Genomic DNA, 14,876 nt, shown 5'->3' on the forward strand with positions numbered 1-14,876 from the left:
TCTAAGCTAGTTCATCAATACTTTGTTCAATAGGAGTACAATGGTTATGCCTGATTCAACAGAAATCACACCAACTGAGAATGGGCAGTTGGTTCAAACCTCTAGTCTTCAGCGCCGGTTTAGTGATTTTGTGATGGGGTTGGGTGAGGTTCTCACCGATATGACTGCCCTGGAAGTGAATACGATGGTGGTGGCTCAGATTACGGGGAGCAAATTTGTCCCCCAAGAATCCTATCGTTATATTTATCAGATTCCAGAGGTAGAGGGGGATGAGCAGTATTTTTATGAGCGTCAAATTCCTCCAGCGCTTTACCATCGCTATTATGCATTGCGGAAGAAAATGCTGATGGAGTATCGGCAGGTTTTGAGTAATCCGACGAATGATTTGTTCGATGCTCAAGAGCGACTGCCAAATCCGGATGATCCAAATGATGAAGAAAAGCTACAGAGTTTGCTCTCGAATGGTCGTTTTTTGCGCGGTTTGCGTAAACTGCAAGAATTGAAAGCGGCTTTAGATAGTCAAGATATTCAGTCTGAATCAACGGATATTATCTATGCTCAAACGGTGATGCAGCTTGATGGGGATATTATTAATCGCTATCATGAGAAGTTACTGGATTTTGACCATAAGGAATTGTTGATCCAAATCCATAATGAAGGGGTGAATTCTGGGGAGAAGCAATGGCGCGGTTTGCTAGAGTTTATGGTGGAGATTGTGCAAAATATTCTGGAAAAAAGTACGGATGGACGGTTTAGATTACCGGCTGCTACGTTTGTCAATCCTAATCGGTAGATGAGACTCCAAAGGAGAGTGTGTTTAAGTTTATCCGAAAGACAGTAGAGCGGGTGCGATCGCTGGTAAATCCCCCAGAAACCCCAGGAAGCTTGATTGCGCCTTGTATTCGAGCGGAGGAGGGGGAGTTTGTGTTTTATCTGAATCCGTTGATGCTCCAGCAAATTGAGGGGGTGCGATTGGGGGGCGATCGCCTAATTATCCCCCCCCGTCAGTTGGCTCGGATCTTGGTCGATCTAAGGCAAATAGTTGTTATTGATACAACCACCTGGGGAACGATTCAATCGGCCTTGACCTTTAAAACCTTCTATGTAGGAGATGGCGGGAAACAAGGACAGTTTTTGTTGCGAACAGTCTTATCGCCAGATGGAGACATTATTAACCAAGTAGGACGAGAATTACTGAATAAACCAGAGTGTTTGCGGGTGGTTCAAAGTCATAATTGGTTGATTAATGAGCTGTTGAATTTCTTGCAGTTGAGGACGACTCAGTTGGTTGAGCGCGTCGCTTGGGCGATCGCCATGCTCGTCATCTGGATTCCCGATGCTATCTTAGTCATCAGAAATCTGATCCTTATTCTTCAAGATCCGGGTGTTCTGCAACAAGTCCTGATCTCCCTGCTACTTTGGGTCATCTTACCCGCAGTCATTGGCACATTCCTAGGCTTTGTCTTCCGGGACTGGTTAATTCGGCGGATGATGACCACCCTTCCCCGGCTCAGTTCTTGGGCATTGCGAGAATTGTTTACCTCTCGACCCACCTTAACCAAACGCATTGCTAGACAAATTTGGGGACAATTTGGGGTGTGATATCAAGTCCGCGAAGCGGAAATACCCTAATTAAAAATCTAGGGAGCAAGATGCTCCCACTCCAGTAATATCAATCGATTGAGGGAGTGCGGGCATCTTGCCCGCTACTTTAACTCATTTTCATGTCCGCCCCTACTCCCCTCCCTGAAAACGCAAGCTTTGCAGCAATTTCACCATGTCAGTCTGTTTTTCTGCTGAAGCCCAAACCAAGGCTGTCCAACTATTCTTATCCTTAGCTTTTAAGTCCGCTCCCTGCTCAACCAAGAGCGTCACCACGTCAGTGTGACCTTTAGCCGCAGCAGCCATCAAAGGGGTGATACCATCATTACTTTGAGCATTGACATTTGCACCAGCCGTCAGGAGTTGTTTTACTAAGTCTATATAACCCCCTGCACTGGCTTCCATTAAGGCTGTCCATCCATCCTCATCCCCTTGATTAACATCAAAGTTGGCTGCAATTAAAACTTGTAAGATCTCAGCATTGCCCGTTTCAGCCGCAGTAATTAAGGCCAGATTTATCGGGTCATTTAATACACTTTTATCGCCAGTTTGAGTTAAGGTTTCTACTGTAGGGCGATCGCCAGCTCGGATCGCTTCAATTAACAAGGTTATGTCCATATCTGTGTCTGAATCACCGATCGATATTCTAATTCTCTCCAATGGGCCGGGAGAACTCACCACTTGGGTGCGTCCCGTGGTCAAAGAAATTCGCCAGGCTCTAGGAGCCAACAACGACAAGGTTCGCATCTCGGTTGTGTTGTCTCCATGTCCGAATGCGAGTGGTTCGGAAACCCAGATGGCGGCTGCTTTGCCAGAAGTAAACCGGGTTCAAGGGCCGGAAGATTTTATTCCTTTTTTATTGTGGGGCAAAACGGCCCAAAATTGGCCCTGGAGCGATCGCGGTTTAGTCCTTTTTCTGGGTGGCGATCAATTTTTTACCCTGGTTTTAGGCAAGCGGTTGGGCTATCGAACCCTGGTTTATGCCGAATGGAGAGCCAGATGGCAGCCTTGGATCGATCGCTTTGCCGTCATGAATCGACAAATTTTGGACAAAGTAGAACCAACTTTAGCCCATAAATTTACAGTTGTCGGGGATTTGATGGCAGATTCAGCCCAGTATAGTTCACCCTCAAAGTATCCAGTTAATGGGGAGTTAATTGCCCTATTACCGGGATCAAAGCCGGATAAGTTACGGCCCGGAGTACCCTTTGCCTTGGCGATCGCCCAATTAATCCATCAACAGCGCCCGCAAACCCAATTTATCATTCCCGTTGCGCCCACCCTAAACACCCAGACCTTAGCCCAATTTGGGAATTCCCAATTCAATCCCAGTTTGCACTATTGGCCCACAGGCGAAGCAGAATTAATCGAAACCGGAGCTAAACCCCATCTAAAAACCCCTAGTGGCTTAGAAATTGACCTATGGACGACCTTTCCCGCCTATGAGCTTCTGATGCAATGCCAACTGTGCATCACGACTGTGGGCGCAAATACCGCCGAATTGGGGTCTTTAGGCATTCCCATGATCGTCTTATTACCTACCCAACAACTGGACGCGATGCGGAGTTGGGATGGGATTTGGGGACTATTAGCCCATTTACCGGCTGTAGGTTCGACTATTGCCAAAGCGATCAATAAAGTAATTATATTTTGGAAGCAACAGCGAGGGGAATTTTTTGCCTGGCCCAATATTTGGGCACAAGAGATGATCGTGCCGGAATGGGTGGGACATTTAGATGCTGAAGCAGTCGCCCAGCAAGCGATTGAGTATTTAGAGCATCCAGAGCGGTTACAAGAAATGCGCGATCGCCTCATGAGGGTGCGCGGACAACAGGGAGCAGCAGCACAAGTGGCTCAGATGGCGATCGAGGAATTACAGCGCTTCGCGCCCTCTGTGGGGGAATGGGGGAGTGGGGGAGTGGGGGAACAAACTGCTGCAAGAAAACCACGGAAGAGGGAGTAAGCACTTTAATTCCCTTCATTCACCATCCAAACTAACATCCCCAAAATGGTCTCCACAGGGGGCAGAGCATAAAGATTGAAATCAATCGTCACTTCAGTACCAGAAAGCTTGAAAAACTGCCATTGGAAGCCATTGGTCACCGAACCATAAACCGTCGGCAAAGGATGTTGTTTCCTTTCATTAAACTTTTGGGCAGCTACCATTTCAGCTAAACATTGACCAATTCCAGTTTTCAAATCCGCTTGTTTCGCTTCTACAATAATAATCGCTGGTGCTTCAATCGCCAATTGTTCCCTAGACCGGCTAATCAAAAAATCACAGCGCCCATTCAATCCTAAAGATTCATCCACATTAAATTCTTCTCCTGAAAATAGACTAATTTGGCGATTGAGAATGCGGCGAAATTCTACCAGAATGGGACTAATGATTAACTCAGATCTAGCTTTTTCACTCCCCGTTGCTACGGCTAGGGGAAGCGTTTCGGTCAGGGTTTCTGAAAGCGTTGAACTGGGTTCAATAGGTTGAATTTCAGGAAAAAATCGTACCCCTTCGACTGTAGTTAAGCTGAAGGTTTCTTTTACTTTCGTGAGGCTTGTGAACTGGCTGTAAGGCATAATCAATTAAAAATTAAAAATTTTCATGTCGGCAACAGCCGAAAAAATTAAAAATGGGTAATCGGTAAGGGGTGAACTGCTAGTCCTTAACTGCTGGAAACTAATTCAGAGACCGTAGCACTCCGTAGCCGTTTCAATTCTTGTTCGCGCTGCTTATTATAATATAACTGCTGGGTGAAATATTCATACCCTCGTGGATCAAGTTTAGGATCGGTTTTGGCCAGACGCTCGGCAGCATAACTCCTGCGCTTACCACATAAAATTTGCTCTAAAGTTAAGGCCGCTTTTTCTATTGATAATGTCGGCTTTTGGATATCACGAAGATGCTTTTCTTGTAAATACAGTAAGGGATGAAATCGATCGCTGTAATTGGGAAACTGCCCAACCCCATCTTGCAGTTTAGAGACTAAGTTGGCAGAATCTATGGGCAAGGTTTCCTGTAAACTTTCAATCTGCGACCAGAGGAAGCGATGGGCAGCACATTGGAACATGAGATGGCGATCACCCATAATTTGCAAAAAATACTCTCTGGCTTCGGGTGCATGGAGATAAATGCGTAAAATTAAGGCTTCGGTCTCGAACAGTAACTGGTCTTCTGGGGTAACCTTAACCTCAATCTTGGAAACCTTGGGGTTAGTTTTGGTTTTGGGAGTATGGCGAAGACGTTGGATTTGTTTTGCCAAGTCTTCGGCAATGGATTTAAGGCGATCGCCGTTTCCTTGGCTCAGATACTCTGCACAGACATTAATATAGTAACTGCGCGTGGTGACATCTTCAATTTTACTCAGGAGTTTAATCCAAGTTTGCGCCACCTGTTGAAAACCATCAGCAGTTCTAAGATTTTTCCCTTTTAAAGTTTGTTCAATTTGCCAGTCGAGCCACAAGGGAGCCTGTTCTACTAACTCTAAATAGGGTTGAGGACTCCCCGATGCTTTCAGAAACTCATCCGCATCTTTCCCTTGAGGAAGATTTAGAATTCTCAGTTGAATTTGTCCTTGATACACGAGATCGGCAACCTCTGATATGGCGCGTTCCGTGGCGGTGACTCCGGCTTGGTCAGCATCAAAATTGAGGATAATCGATTTTGATGGCGTATAACGTACCAGCTTCTTCACCTGAGACGCACTTAACGCCGTTCCCAGAGAGGCGACAACTTCGGAAATACCGGCTGCATGGAGAGCGATCGCATCAAAATAGCCTTCCACCACGATCGCCCGATCCTGTTTAGATATCGCTTGTTTAGCCCGATCTAAGCCAAATAACAAACTCCCTTTATCGAAAATCGGCGTTTCTGGAGAATTCAGATACTTGGGTTGCGCTTCACCCAAAGAGCGTCCCCCAAACCCCACTACTCGTCCCTGGGAATCGCAAATGGGAATCATTAGGCGATCGCGAAAACGGTCATAATAGCTTGCTCCCGAATTGCGCTCAATCACTAAACCCGCTTGCTCTACCACCTTCACCGAATAGCCCTTCACCTCTACCAAATAGCGATATAACGTCTGCCATCCGCTCGGCGCATACCCCAAACCAAACCCCTGAATCGTCTCCTTAGATAACCCTCTCCGATCTCGTAAATAAGACATCGCCTCCTGTGCTTCCGGTTGATGCAGAGCATGTTGGAAAAAACTGGCGGCGATCGCCACCACCTCATATAATTGTTCCTGAAGCGATAACTGGCGCTGAAACTCCTCCCTTTCTTCAACATCCAACGTGCGGATCGGCACTTCGTAGCGCCGCGCCAGATCCAATACCACCTCGCCAAACGAGCGATTATCCAACTGCTTAAGAAAACTAATCGCATTACCCCCCATCCCACAGCCAAAGCAGTAAAACATCTGCTTCGTTGGACTCACGGTAAAACTAGGGCTTTTCTCCTCATGGAACGGACATAACCCCAAAAACTCCCGCCCCCGTTTCTTCAGCACCACCCGTTCCGAGATCACCTCGACAATATCAACCCGTTGCTTAATCTCTTCGATGGTATCTGGATGGAGTCTTGGGGTACTCATGGCTAACAAAACCAAGGATAATATTCACAGTTTATACAGTTTGTAGGCAATCGAGAATTTAAATATGGGACGGATCTTTCTATCTGCGGGTCATGGAGGATTGGAAAACGGAATGCGCGATCCAGGGGCGATCGCCGGAGGAACCACAGAAGCCAAGGAGATGATCCAACTGCGGGATCTCGTCGTGGCCGAATTGCGATCGCGCAATCTCGAAGTTCTCAGCGTTCCCGACGACCTCAGCGAAGCCCAAACCATTGCTTGGATCAACAGTCGCGCTGGCTCTGGAGACATCGCTCTCGAACTCCATGCTAACGCCTTTTATAACCCTTCCGTGCGCGGAGCCAGCGTCTTTTACATCGCCAATAATGACGAACGTCGGGCCCATGCCGAATTAATCCTCTTAGCCCTTTTGCGTCGCGTTCCCCAACTGCCCACCAGAGGCGCTAAACCCGATAGCAATAGTGGCCTAGGAAAACTGGTTTTTATTCGTAACATTTATATTCCTTCCCTACTGATGGAAGTGGGATTAATCACTAACCCAGAAGACCGAGACCTGATTCAAAAGCGTCGTCGCGATATGGCCTTGGGCATTGCCGATGGGCTATCAGCTTGGAACCGTAGTCTGAATGCTTCTCCTAGCCCATCTCCTACTCCTTCCCCTACTCCTACACTCCCTGTTTATCCTCCCATTAATATTAATATTAATGGTCAGATTTACGGGGAACAAGGCATGATTATTAACGGTAATTCCTATATCCCTATTGATTTAGTTGACCAACTTGGCATTGATTTAACCCAAGACCCCAATGTGCGGCGGATTAATTATCGCAACATTGTTTATATTAAGGCGATCGAACTACGGGATTATAGCATTTCTGTTGCCTGGGAAAACGCCACTCGGACAGTGGTTTTGCGATCGATTTTGAAACTCTGCCCCGGTGACCTAGACCGGATTATGGGCCATGGTAAAACAACCGAAGTGCAACTGATGATGTTCCTCAAAGCCAATGATGAAAAAGGCCTACAGCAATTTCCCGATCTCCCCCGTCTCTATCGCGAGGAAGGAGCCATTGAAGGAATCAATTATGATATTGCCTTTGCCCAAATGTGTTTAGAAACCGGTTTCTTAAGATTTGGTGGCGAAATTCAATCCAATCAGAATAATTTTGCCGGTTTAGGGGATGTGGGGGGAAATGCGGCCGGTGCATCCTTTCCTAGCGCTCGCATTGGGGTACGCGCCCAAATTCAACAACTGAAAGCCTATGCTAGTACGGAACCCTTAGTTCAAGAATTAGTTGCGCCTCGATTTCGATTTGTTACCCGTGGAATTGCCCCTTTAGTCGGTCAATTAAGTGGTCGTTGGTCAGCCGATCCCCAATATGGAGAGAGAATTTTAGCGATTTTGCGTCGGTTATATGAGTCAGCAGGATTGATTTAAATCACAGAAAAAAACTGATTCAATCACAGCGAAATTAAGGAGGAGTTCACAAAAATGTTAAAAAGATTAAGAAGATCTAAACAAACGGGTTAATAGCTGAATTGATCGCCATAATTGAGAAATTCAGGGGATCATAACACTAGAGGAAAATAGTAGTAACCAACACAACTCTTATAAAGTTAAATGGCTAGAATGACACAAAAGTTAACAATCTGTAAAGTTGCTCAATCAAAAAGTAACATAGCTCGATGAGGTGTGATGATGTTAAGTGCTGAAGATAAAGACAAGCTAGGGGTTCTAGGGCGTAAATTTAAGGCTTCTAAAGCGCCCTACCACATGATGATCGACAGTTTGCTCAGTCCCGATACGACCTTGCTCTATATGGCTTGCTTACATGATGATGGCCGAATAACAGAAGATGAAAGATCGCTTTTAGATTGGTTTAAGCAGTTTTCAGCCCAATCAGCTCAATTATCTCTGTCCGATCAAAGAGAAATGATTAATGCAGCCTTCCATGGTTATTATTCCTATCGCCATCAAGGGCATAAGACTAAGACAATTAATCTAGAAAGCAGCGAAGCTGAATCCAATCAATCTTCTGTGGCTTGAGGCGGCCCTAAATTCAATACAGATGAGTCTCGTAACCTATGATGGTTGTCTACATCATGGTAGATTTTTCCTACCTTGTTTTCTAGTCAGTTTCTGATGGGGGAATGGGTAATCCCGATGTCTGACCATTCCTCTATCCTCATCTTTCAGTGTTTAGGGGCAAAGCTTTGTTGTAGACTAATAGCGTAAACCACCGAAGCTTTGTTCGTTAACCCAGAGCTGATCCTCGTGGCGCGATCGCTATAACATAAATAAGATTTCCATGATCCATATCCTCAAGTCCTTATTAAAGACAACCTTGGTTTTCCTCCTGGTCTTAACCTGCTCGGTAGGATTCAGTACACCAACTGAGGCCGCTCCTAACCGAGACAGTCGGCTCCCCGGAGGCGATGCTATTACCGAAGGCGATGCCATTCTCCGTTATGCTCTCCCCATTGATAATCCCACCATTTTTAAGATCCAAGGGGATATAGAATCGATTATTGCCCCCATTCGCGGCAGACGTTGGAGTGCTGCCAGTTCTAGCCTCAGCGAAGCGGGTTTCTTATTGTCTACCGGTAGTGAAAACATTTTAGCCAGTATTCCGGAATCTCGCCGCTCCGAAGCTCAAGAGATTTTAGAGCAACTGAGTGTCAATCTCAACACCCTTCGGGATCGAGTGGCTGAACAAGACAAAACCGCCGCATTTACCACACAAGAAACCTGCCTCTCTGAAGTGGAGACATTAGAAAATCTGATGGTGCAAGAATTTCCCTATGAAGTTCCTTCAGACTATAGTTCTTTACCCCAGTTAAAAGGCCGGGCAACCGTAGAAATTGAAACCGAACAAGGAACCTTAAGGGCGGTGATTGATGGTTATAATGCTCCAGTAACGGCGGGCAATTTCGTGGATTTGGTTTCCCAAGGATTTTATGATGGCTTACCTATCACCCGTGCAGAAGAATCCTATGTGCTGCAACTTGGAGATCCTCCCGGCCCAGAAGATGGGTTTGTCGATCCCAAAACAGGAGAGTATCGGACAATTCCTTTAGAAATTCGGGTTCAAGGTGAAGCAGAACCCGTTTATGGGTTTACCTTAGAAGAAGTTGGACTCTACCGCGAAGACCCGGTTTTACCCTTTTCTGCCTATGGAACTCTGGGGATGGCTCGTCCGGATAACGATCCCAATGGAGGTTCCTCTCAGTTTTTCTTCTTCCTGTTTGAGCCGGAGTTGACTCCTGCGGGCTTAAATTTGTTAGATGGCCGCTATGCCGTGTTTGGCTATGTGGTCGAGGGTAAGGAGGTATTGCGAGAGTTGAAAAAAGGCGATCGCATCATCTCGATGAAAGTGGTTGAAGGGGCAGAGAATTTAGTCCCTGGGCAGACAAGTTAGGGAGATAGGGAGATTATTCCCCACTCCCCCACTCCCCCATGCCCTACAAAAACTTGGGTCGCTCTTTTTGGGTTTTCTGTAAATACCCATCGATGGCGGCCCAGTCTTCATTTTCAATCCAGGTGAGGACTCGATCCAAATGTTGGCGATAACTGAGGAGAGATTCTCTCAGAGCCTCTCGGTTATATTCAGCCATCATCCGACCCAATTCTGGATTGCCTCCCCCCACGCGACTGGTATCAGCAAAGCCAGAACTGGCCAGTTTTTGGGCTAAATCCAGTACGGGGTCTACTGGTCGATCGGCACAGGTAGCAATTAATCCGGCACTGACAAAAACCGGTAAATGGGAAATCAAGGCTACGGCGCGATCGTGGTCTTGGGGGGAACAATGATAAACTCTCGATTGTAGCGATCGCACCACTTGGGTTAATCGCTCTAAAGATTCGGGTGGGGTGGTCTCCACGGTCGTGAGAACATAGGGGCGATTTTCAAATAATCCTAACTGAGCTGCACCTAAACCTTGCTCTGCCGTTCCTGCCATGGGATGGCCGCCGACAAAATTGGGCCAAACTGGGGCCAGGGACTCAACAATTGGGGTTTTAACTGACCCGACATCCGTTACAATTGTGGCCGGAGAGAGCAAAGGGAGTAACTGTTGGGCGATCGGAACAATCAAACCAATGGGAGTACAAATAAAAATGATCTCCGCCGGTCTTAATTGACTCAACTCAACACTGGCTCGATCCACAATTCCTTGTTCAACGGCTGCCTCACAGGTATGGGGATTACGGCTAACTCCTAAAACTTGCCAACCCAGCGATCGCAAGGTCAACCCTAACGATCCGCCTATTAACCCTAAACCAACAATGCCTATTTTCATCGACTTATTCATTCCCCCCCTTGGGGATGCTGACAACCGACGGCGAGCTTCTCAATCGATCGATCAGAGCCACCCGATCGGGTTTATACCCCAACTCCCCATCATCACAGCTATCATACCCGATGGGACACCTATACTAAAGCCAGTGTAACTCAACCAATCTGTAGGAAACCGCCATGGACGAAGAGGAAGTGCTTAATCGGTACGAAGCCGGAGAAAGGGACTTCATGGGCATCTTGCTCACGGAAGCTAACTTGAGTGGGGTTAACTTGAGTGAAGCCAACTTTAGTGGGGCTAATCTTTGTGTAGCCAACCTCAGTGGGGCTAACCTACAAGGGGCTGATCTGAGTAAAGCGAAACTTAATGTAGCTCGGCTCAGTGGTTGCAATCTCACTAAAGCCAATTTTAACCGAGCGATTCTTAATGTAGCCAATTTAGTGCGTGCCGATCTCAGTGGTGCAAGCTTAATTCAAGCTGGACTGATTCGGGCGGAACTCATTCGCGCTCAGTTGAGTAATGCGAATCTCAGTCGGGCTAATCTGACGGGGGCTGATTTACGGGAAGCCACCCTACGTCAAGCCAATCTCAGTGGGGCGAATCTCAGTGAAGTGGATTTGCGGGGGACATCGATGATTGCCGCTAATCTGGAGGGAGCCAATCTCCATGGAACGGATTTGGGACGGGCAGATTTGAGTGGCTCAGATTTGCGGGATGCAGATTTACGCCATGCTAATCTCAGCCGAGCCAATTTGAGTGGAGCGAATTTAAGTGGGGCAAATCTCAGATGGGTGGATCTCAGTGGTACAAATCTGAGTTGGGCTGATTTGAGTGAGGCTAAGTTGAGTGGTACGAATTTGATTGGTGCAGATTTAAGTAATGCGAATTTGGTCAATTGTAGTTTGGTTCATGCGGATTTGACCCAAGCGAACTTGATCCAAGTGGAATGGAGCGGCGCAGATTTGAGTGGGGCAACGTTAACGGGGGCCAAGCTCTATGGGGTGTCTCGCTTTGGTTTAAAAACGGATGGTATGGCTTGCGAATGGGTGGATTTAAGTCCGGATGGGGATCATACCCAGGTTTATCATTTTACGCCGGATGAGTTTAAGCAGTTTTTTAATCCGACTCCGCCCACGGTGAGTATTACGGTGGATGCCCAACTCGATCATGGGGCAGGGTTTGTGTTGTCGGCGTTTTATTATCATATTGCCCAGCAATATCCGGGGATGAGTCATCCGCCGAGTGTTAAGGTGGGCTATCGTCGAACGACTTTGGTTTTTCGTTTAGACCGGGATGAGGAGCTGTTGCCGATCGCCTATTTAGCCATTTTACCGTTTAAGGATTCTACGGCCACCCAACGCAATATTACGGAGGTGATGGAAATTATTCGCTCTCCGGATATGGAGGAGTATTTGACGATTCGAGACCGCAAACGGATTAAGCAAATTAGTAAGGCTCTGAGTCAGGTGATGAGTCGGGTGGCACGGGTGAAAGTGGGTGCGGATCTGCCGCAACCACCGGGTGCGGACGAGTTCTTTTCTATGCCCACTCAGGTGAGTTTGACCAATTCTAGCGATCGCTCCCTGAATGTTTATTATCATCCGTCTTTTGGTAAGCGCTTGATTAATTCGGCGGCTTATTTTCAGGCGAGTGAAACCACGACGATGAAAATGCAACAGTTGTCTGTACCCACTGCGGAGGTGGTGGCGGATTTTATTCGGGGATTTTATATTTTGGAGAAGTTAGGAAATAGTTGATATGGCCTCTCAAGGTAAAGCAAAATCGGGCGATCGCTTTGTTTATCAGGAATTTGGGTATGATGGGGACACCGAGGCGCAAGACTCGGTGGGGGTAGATGTGCCACCGAATCAACAAAACCTTAAGGTTGAGGTGTCTCGTAAGGGACGCAAGGGAAAAACGGTGACGGTGGTGCAAGGGTTTCAACATTCCCAGGAAACTTTATCGGCTCTGTTGAAAGAGTTGAAGGCTCAATGTGGCGCGGGAGGAACTTTGAAGGAGCAAACCTTGGAAATTCAAGGGGATCATGGACAAAAAATGGTGGCTTTCTTATCACAAAAAGGGTATAAAGTCAAGCGCTCTGGGGGTTGATATCAATTAAAAATTAAAACTTAAAACTTAAAAATTTTCAGGTCGGCGACAGCCGAAAAAATTAAAACTTAAAAATTAAAACTTGATTGGGGTCAGAATGTCAGGTTTTCTAGGGCTAAGGTGGCAGCTTCAGCAACGTTCGGGTGAGCGTCTTTGCTGAGGTACTTGAGGGCGGATTGGCTTTTGCTACAGGGTAAATGACCCAAGGCTTCCGCTAAACGCTGACGCACTAGCCAGTCTTCCGATCCAGCAAATTTTAAAATAGCGGAGACGGCGCTGATGTCTTGGATTTCCCCTAAAGCAGCGATCGCCGCCTGTTGAATGACAACTTCCGCACTATCTAAGGCTTGTAGTAAGACATCATGGGCCCGTTGATCCCGTAGGTTGCCTAGGGAAACGGCGGCGCTAAAGCGTACCAACCAATCGGGATCTTCATAAAATGCCCGCACTAGGGGTTCAAAGGCTCGTAAATCGCGCAAGTAGCCTAAAGCACCAGCCGCATCCGCTCGAATGCCATAATCGGGGTCAGCTTCTAAAAGGTTCACCAACAGGGGAAAGGATTCTTCTGTCGCTTTGACTCCCAGGGCAAAAATGGCCATAGACCGCACTTGTTGATTGGGGTCTTGAAGTGCTTTTTTAATCAAAGGCATGGCTTCAGTTGGGGAGAAATCGCGCAGAGCTAACAGAGCCAGCTTGCGATCGCGAAGATTGTCACTATCGAGTTGGATCTTCAGTTCTTGTAAGCTGGAAGCAGTCATGATTTTAAGAGGCAATAATGATAAATTAACGGGAAACGATTAAGCTATCTAAGCAAATTATAAAGCATTCTTAACCAAACGCATGAGAGAGATACGCTGGCACTCCCCGACTAAAAGTCCCGTCAGAAAGAGACAATGTTAAAATCAACTCGCATTCTATAAACTATGCTGATTAACCCAACTATGCGTCGAATCTTGCAATCTTGTGTTACTGCGGCCCTCTCCTCTGGCGTGATGGTGGGCATAAGCACGCTTAACCCGCAACCAGCTAACGCTCAAGTTCAATCGGTGCGCTGCGAGAGTCGGGATGCACAACCGGCTAACTGCCCGATGGATACTCGTAATGGGGCGATCTTAGTTGAACAATATTCCACTGCTCCTTGTGTGGGTAACTGGGGGTTTGGCAATGGGTTTGTTTGGGTCAGAAATGGTTGTCGTGCCCGGTTTGAAACCAATTATGCCCAAAATCCTGGGGGGGGTGGTTTCTTTGGCCCTCCCGGAATTGATTTTAACGATCCGGTGCGTGGGGGTTCCCGCGAACGAGTGGGGGTTACGTCGGGCATTTATAATAATCAGGGCGATCGCGTCCGCACGGTTTACCGAGGGGAACCCATAATTGTTAACTGGAATAATCAGTTCTTCTACGGTGGACGGCAATATGTGCGAGTTCGCACTCAAGATGGCTTAGTGGGTTGGATTATGGCGATCGATGGTAGAAATTAGGGTCATTTTGACGGATGATAATTTTAACGAATGATGATGGCATTGATGCTCCGGGTATCCGCGCCCTCCAGAATGCTCTTGGGGGGGAGGGTATTATTGTTGCACCGACGGTTCAGTATTCTGGCTGTGGGCATCAAACGACTACCCATAAACCCTTGAAGATGGAACGGAGATCGCCCCATGAATACGCAGTTCAGGGTACACCGGCTGATTGTACTCGGTTGGCGATCGCCCAACTACAACCCCAATTGAATCAGGATATTGATTGGGTACTCTCTGGAGTTAATGCGGGGGGCAATATGGGGATTGATGTGTATATGTCAGGAACGGTGGCTGCGGCACGGGAAGCCGCTATTCATGGCATTCGGGGTATAGCCATTTCCCACTGGATTAAGCGTCCTCTAGAGATCGACTGGGAGAGAACCAGCCAATGGACAGCCTATATTTTATCTAAGCTGTTTTCCTATCCCCTAGAGTCGAGATGCTTTTGGAATGTGAATATTCCCCATCTAGAACCCGGTTCTCCAGAACCCGAAATGGTGTTTTGTCCCTTGAGTACCCAACCCTTACCCCTCCAGTATCGCCTTGAAGGAGATGAGTATATTTACTGCGGAAATTACGATCGCCGCGATCGCGCTCCGGGAACTGATGTCGATATCTGTTTTTCGGGTAAAATTTCCGTTACTCAAGTATCGATCTGATTGACATCTCCTGGTTAGATATTGAGAATAATAATTAAGTCATGGCGAACAGAAGGCAGTGGAGTGAAGCCATCTGAATAGTATTACTAATTTTGGCC

The 14,876-nt window shown here is 47.1% G+C and carries 15 protein-coding genes; 10 read left to right on the plus strand and 5 right to left on the minus strand.

What is annotated here, in order from left to right; all coding sequences use genetic code 11:
• Nucleotides 1–46 precede the first annotated feature (46 nt).
• Both AC3FZD_RS07760 and AC3FZD_RS07765 read left to right on the plus strand, forming a co-directional pair.
• Nucleotides 47–793 carry a hypothetical protein gene (locus AC3FZD_RS07760; RefSeq protein ID WP_488739583.1) on the plus strand — a complete coding sequence of 249 codons (747 nt, stop codon included), beginning with the start codon at nt 47–49 and terminating at the stop codon, nt 791–793.
• Nucleotides 794–813: 20 nt separating this feature from the next.
• A complete protein-coding gene (locus tag AC3FZD_RS07765) occupies nt 814–1,602 on the plus strand; it encodes a hypothetical protein (protein WP_488739584.1) in 789 nt (262 codons plus the stop codon).
• A 132-nt stretch (nt 1,603–1,734) separates the two neighbouring features.
• Here the strand turns inward: AC3FZD_RS07765 and AC3FZD_RS07770 are convergent, their stop codons facing one another.
• Entirely contained in the window at nt 1,735–2,220 is a 486-nt protein-coding gene (locus AC3FZD_RS07770; RefSeq protein ID WP_488739585.1) for an ankyrin repeat domain-containing protein, read from the minus strand.
• Between AC3FZD_RS07770 and AC3FZD_RS07775 the strand changes: the two genes are divergently transcribed.
• Complete coding sequence (locus AC3FZD_RS07775; protein WP_488739586.1) at nt 2,213–3,565, plus strand: glycosyltransferase family protein; 1,353 nt, start codon at nt 2,213–2,215, stop codon at nt 3,563–3,565. The two genes, AC3FZD_RS07770 and AC3FZD_RS07775, sit on opposite strands and share 8 nt — an antisense overlap.
• A gap of 5 nt (nt 3,566–3,570) precedes the next feature.
• Here the strand turns inward: AC3FZD_RS07775 and AC3FZD_RS07780 are convergent, their stop codons facing one another.
• Both AC3FZD_RS07780 and dnaG read right to left on the minus strand, forming a co-directional pair.
• Nucleotides 3,571–4,179 carry a hypothetical protein gene (locus tag AC3FZD_RS07780; RefSeq protein WP_488739587.1) on the minus strand — a complete coding sequence of 203 codons (609 nt, stop codon included), beginning with the start codon at nt 4,177–4,179 and terminating at the stop codon, nt 3,571–3,573.
• An 86-nt stretch (nt 4,180–4,265) separates the two neighbouring features.
• Nucleotides 4,266–6,191 (minus strand): DNA primase, encoded by a 1,926-nt coding sequence (gene dnaG / locus AC3FZD_RS07785; protein WP_488739588.1) that lies wholly within the window; start codon nt 6,189–6,191, stop codon nt 4,266–4,268.
• Nucleotides 6,192–6,255: 64 nt separating this feature from the next.
• Between dnaG and tftA the strand changes: the two genes are divergently transcribed.
• The 3 genes from tftA (at nt 6,256) to AC3FZD_RS07800 (ending at nt 9,610) form a co-directional block, all read left to right on the plus strand.
• Nucleotides 6,256–7,629 (plus strand): hormogonium tapered terminus morphoprotein TftA, encoded by a 1,374-nt coding sequence (tftA, locus tag AC3FZD_RS07790; RefSeq protein WP_488739589.1) that lies wholly within the window; start codon nt 6,256–6,258, stop codon nt 7,627–7,629.
• A gap of 258 nt (nt 7,630–7,887) precedes the next feature.
• A complete protein-coding gene (locus AC3FZD_RS07795; protein WP_488739590.1) occupies nt 7,888–8,238 on the plus strand; it encodes a hypothetical protein in 351 nt (116 codons plus the stop codon).
• A gap of 262 nt (nt 8,239–8,500) precedes the next feature.
• Nucleotides 8,501–9,610, plus strand: a complete 1,110-nt coding sequence (locus tag AC3FZD_RS07800) for a peptidylprolyl isomerase (protein ID WP_488739591.1) — start codon at nt 8,501–8,503, stop codon at nt 9,608–9,610.
• Between the two features lie 43 nt (nt 9,611–9,653).
• Here the strand turns inward: AC3FZD_RS07800 and AC3FZD_RS07805 are convergent, their stop codons facing one another.
• Nucleotides 9,654–10,490, minus strand: coding sequence for a prephenate/arogenate dehydrogenase (locus tag AC3FZD_RS07805; RefSeq protein ID WP_488740293.1), 837 nt, complete (start codon nt 10,488–10,490; stop codon nt 9,654–9,656).
• Nucleotides 10,491–10,666: 176 nt separating this feature from the next.
• Between AC3FZD_RS07805 and AC3FZD_RS07810 the strand changes: the two genes are divergently transcribed.
• Nucleotides 10,667–12,244, plus strand: coding sequence for a pentapeptide repeat-containing protein (locus tag AC3FZD_RS07810; RefSeq protein ID WP_488739592.1), 1,578 nt, complete (start codon nt 10,667–10,669; stop codon nt 12,242–12,244).
• Between the two features lies 1 nt (nt 12,245).
• Entirely contained in the window at nt 12,246–12,596 is a 351-nt protein-coding gene (locus tag AC3FZD_RS07815; protein ID WP_488739593.1) for a translation initiation factor, read from the plus strand.
• 92 nt (nt 12,597–12,688) lie between these two features.
• Here the strand turns inward: AC3FZD_RS07815 and AC3FZD_RS07820 are convergent, their stop codons facing one another.
• On the minus strand, nt 12,689–13,354 hold the full coding sequence (locus AC3FZD_RS07820; RefSeq protein WP_488739594.1) for a HEAT repeat domain-containing protein: 666 nt from the start codon (nt 13,352–13,354) through the stop codon (nt 12,689–12,691).
• A 183-nt stretch (nt 13,355–13,537) separates the two neighbouring features.
• Between AC3FZD_RS07820 and AC3FZD_RS07825 the strand changes: the two genes are divergently transcribed.
• Complete coding sequence (locus AC3FZD_RS07825) at nt 13,538–14,077, plus strand: DUF3011 domain-containing protein (RefSeq protein ID WP_488739595.1); 540 nt, start codon at nt 13,538–13,540, stop codon at nt 14,075–14,077.
• Between the two features lie 14 nt (nt 14,078–14,091).
• Nucleotides 14,092–14,778, plus strand: coding sequence for a 5'/3'-nucleotidase SurE (surE, locus tag AC3FZD_RS07830; RefSeq protein ID WP_488739596.1), 687 nt, complete (start codon nt 14,092–14,094; stop codon nt 14,776–14,778).
• Nucleotides 14,779–14,876: the final 98 nt, after the last annotated feature.

The sequence above is a fragment of the Roseofilum sp. KMC-1 genome (assembly GCF_057802075.1).

What these genes read in the sequence shown, in the direction of transcription:
- AC3FZD_RS07760 (WP_488739583.1), top strand. Translation starts at nt 47, where the DNA reads ATGCCTGATTCAACAGAAATCACACCAACTGAGAATGGGCAGTTGGTT.
- AC3FZD_RS07775 (WP_488739586.1), top strand. Translation starts at nt 2,213, where the DNA reads ATGTCCATATCTGTGTCTGAATCACCGATCGATATTCTAATTCTCTCC.
- AC3FZD_RS07770 (WP_488739585.1), bottom strand. Translation starts at nt 2,220, where the DNA reads ATGGACATAACCTTGTTAATTGAAGCGATCCGAGCTGGCGATCGCCCT.
- AC3FZD_RS07780 (WP_488739587.1), bottom strand. Translation starts at nt 4,179, where the DNA reads ATGCCTTACAGCCAGTTCACAAGCCTCACGAAAGTAAAAGAAACCTTC.
- dnaG (WP_488739588.1), bottom strand. Translation starts at nt 6,191, where the DNA reads ATGAGTACCCCAAGACTCCATCCAGATACCATCGAAGAGATTAAGCAA.
- tftA (WP_488739589.1), top strand. Translation starts at nt 6,256, where the DNA reads ATGGGACGGATCTTTCTATCTGCGGGTCATGGAGGATTGGAAAACGGA.
- AC3FZD_RS07795 (WP_488739590.1), top strand. Translation starts at nt 7,888, where the DNA reads ATGATGTTAAGTGCTGAAGATAAAGACAAGCTAGGGGTTCTAGGGCGT.
- AC3FZD_RS07800 (WP_488739591.1), top strand. Translation starts at nt 8,501, where the DNA reads ATGATCCATATCCTCAAGTCCTTATTAAAGACAACCTTGGTTTTCCTC.
- AC3FZD_RS07805 (WP_488740293.1), bottom strand. Translation starts at nt 10,490, where the DNA reads ATGAAAATAGGCATTGTTGGTTTAGGGTTAATAGGCGGATCGTTAGGG.
- AC3FZD_RS07810 (WP_488739592.1), top strand. Translation starts at nt 10,667, where the DNA reads ATGGACGAAGAGGAAGTGCTTAATCGGTACGAAGCCGGAGAAAGGGAC.
- AC3FZD_RS07815 (WP_488739593.1), top strand. Translation starts at nt 12,246, where the DNA reads ATGGCCTCTCAAGGTAAAGCAAAATCGGGCGATCGCTTTGTTTATCAG.
- AC3FZD_RS07820 (WP_488739594.1), bottom strand. Translation starts at nt 13,354, where the DNA reads ATGACTGCTTCCAGCTTACAAGAACTGAAGATCCAACTCGATAGTGAC.
- AC3FZD_RS07825 (WP_488739595.1), top strand. Translation starts at nt 13,538, where the DNA reads ATGCGTCGAATCTTGCAATCTTGTGTTACTGCGGCCCTCTCCTCTGGC.
- surE (WP_488739596.1), top strand. Translation starts at nt 14,092, where the DNA reads ATGATAATTTTAACGAATGATGATGGCATTGATGCTCCGGGTATCCGC.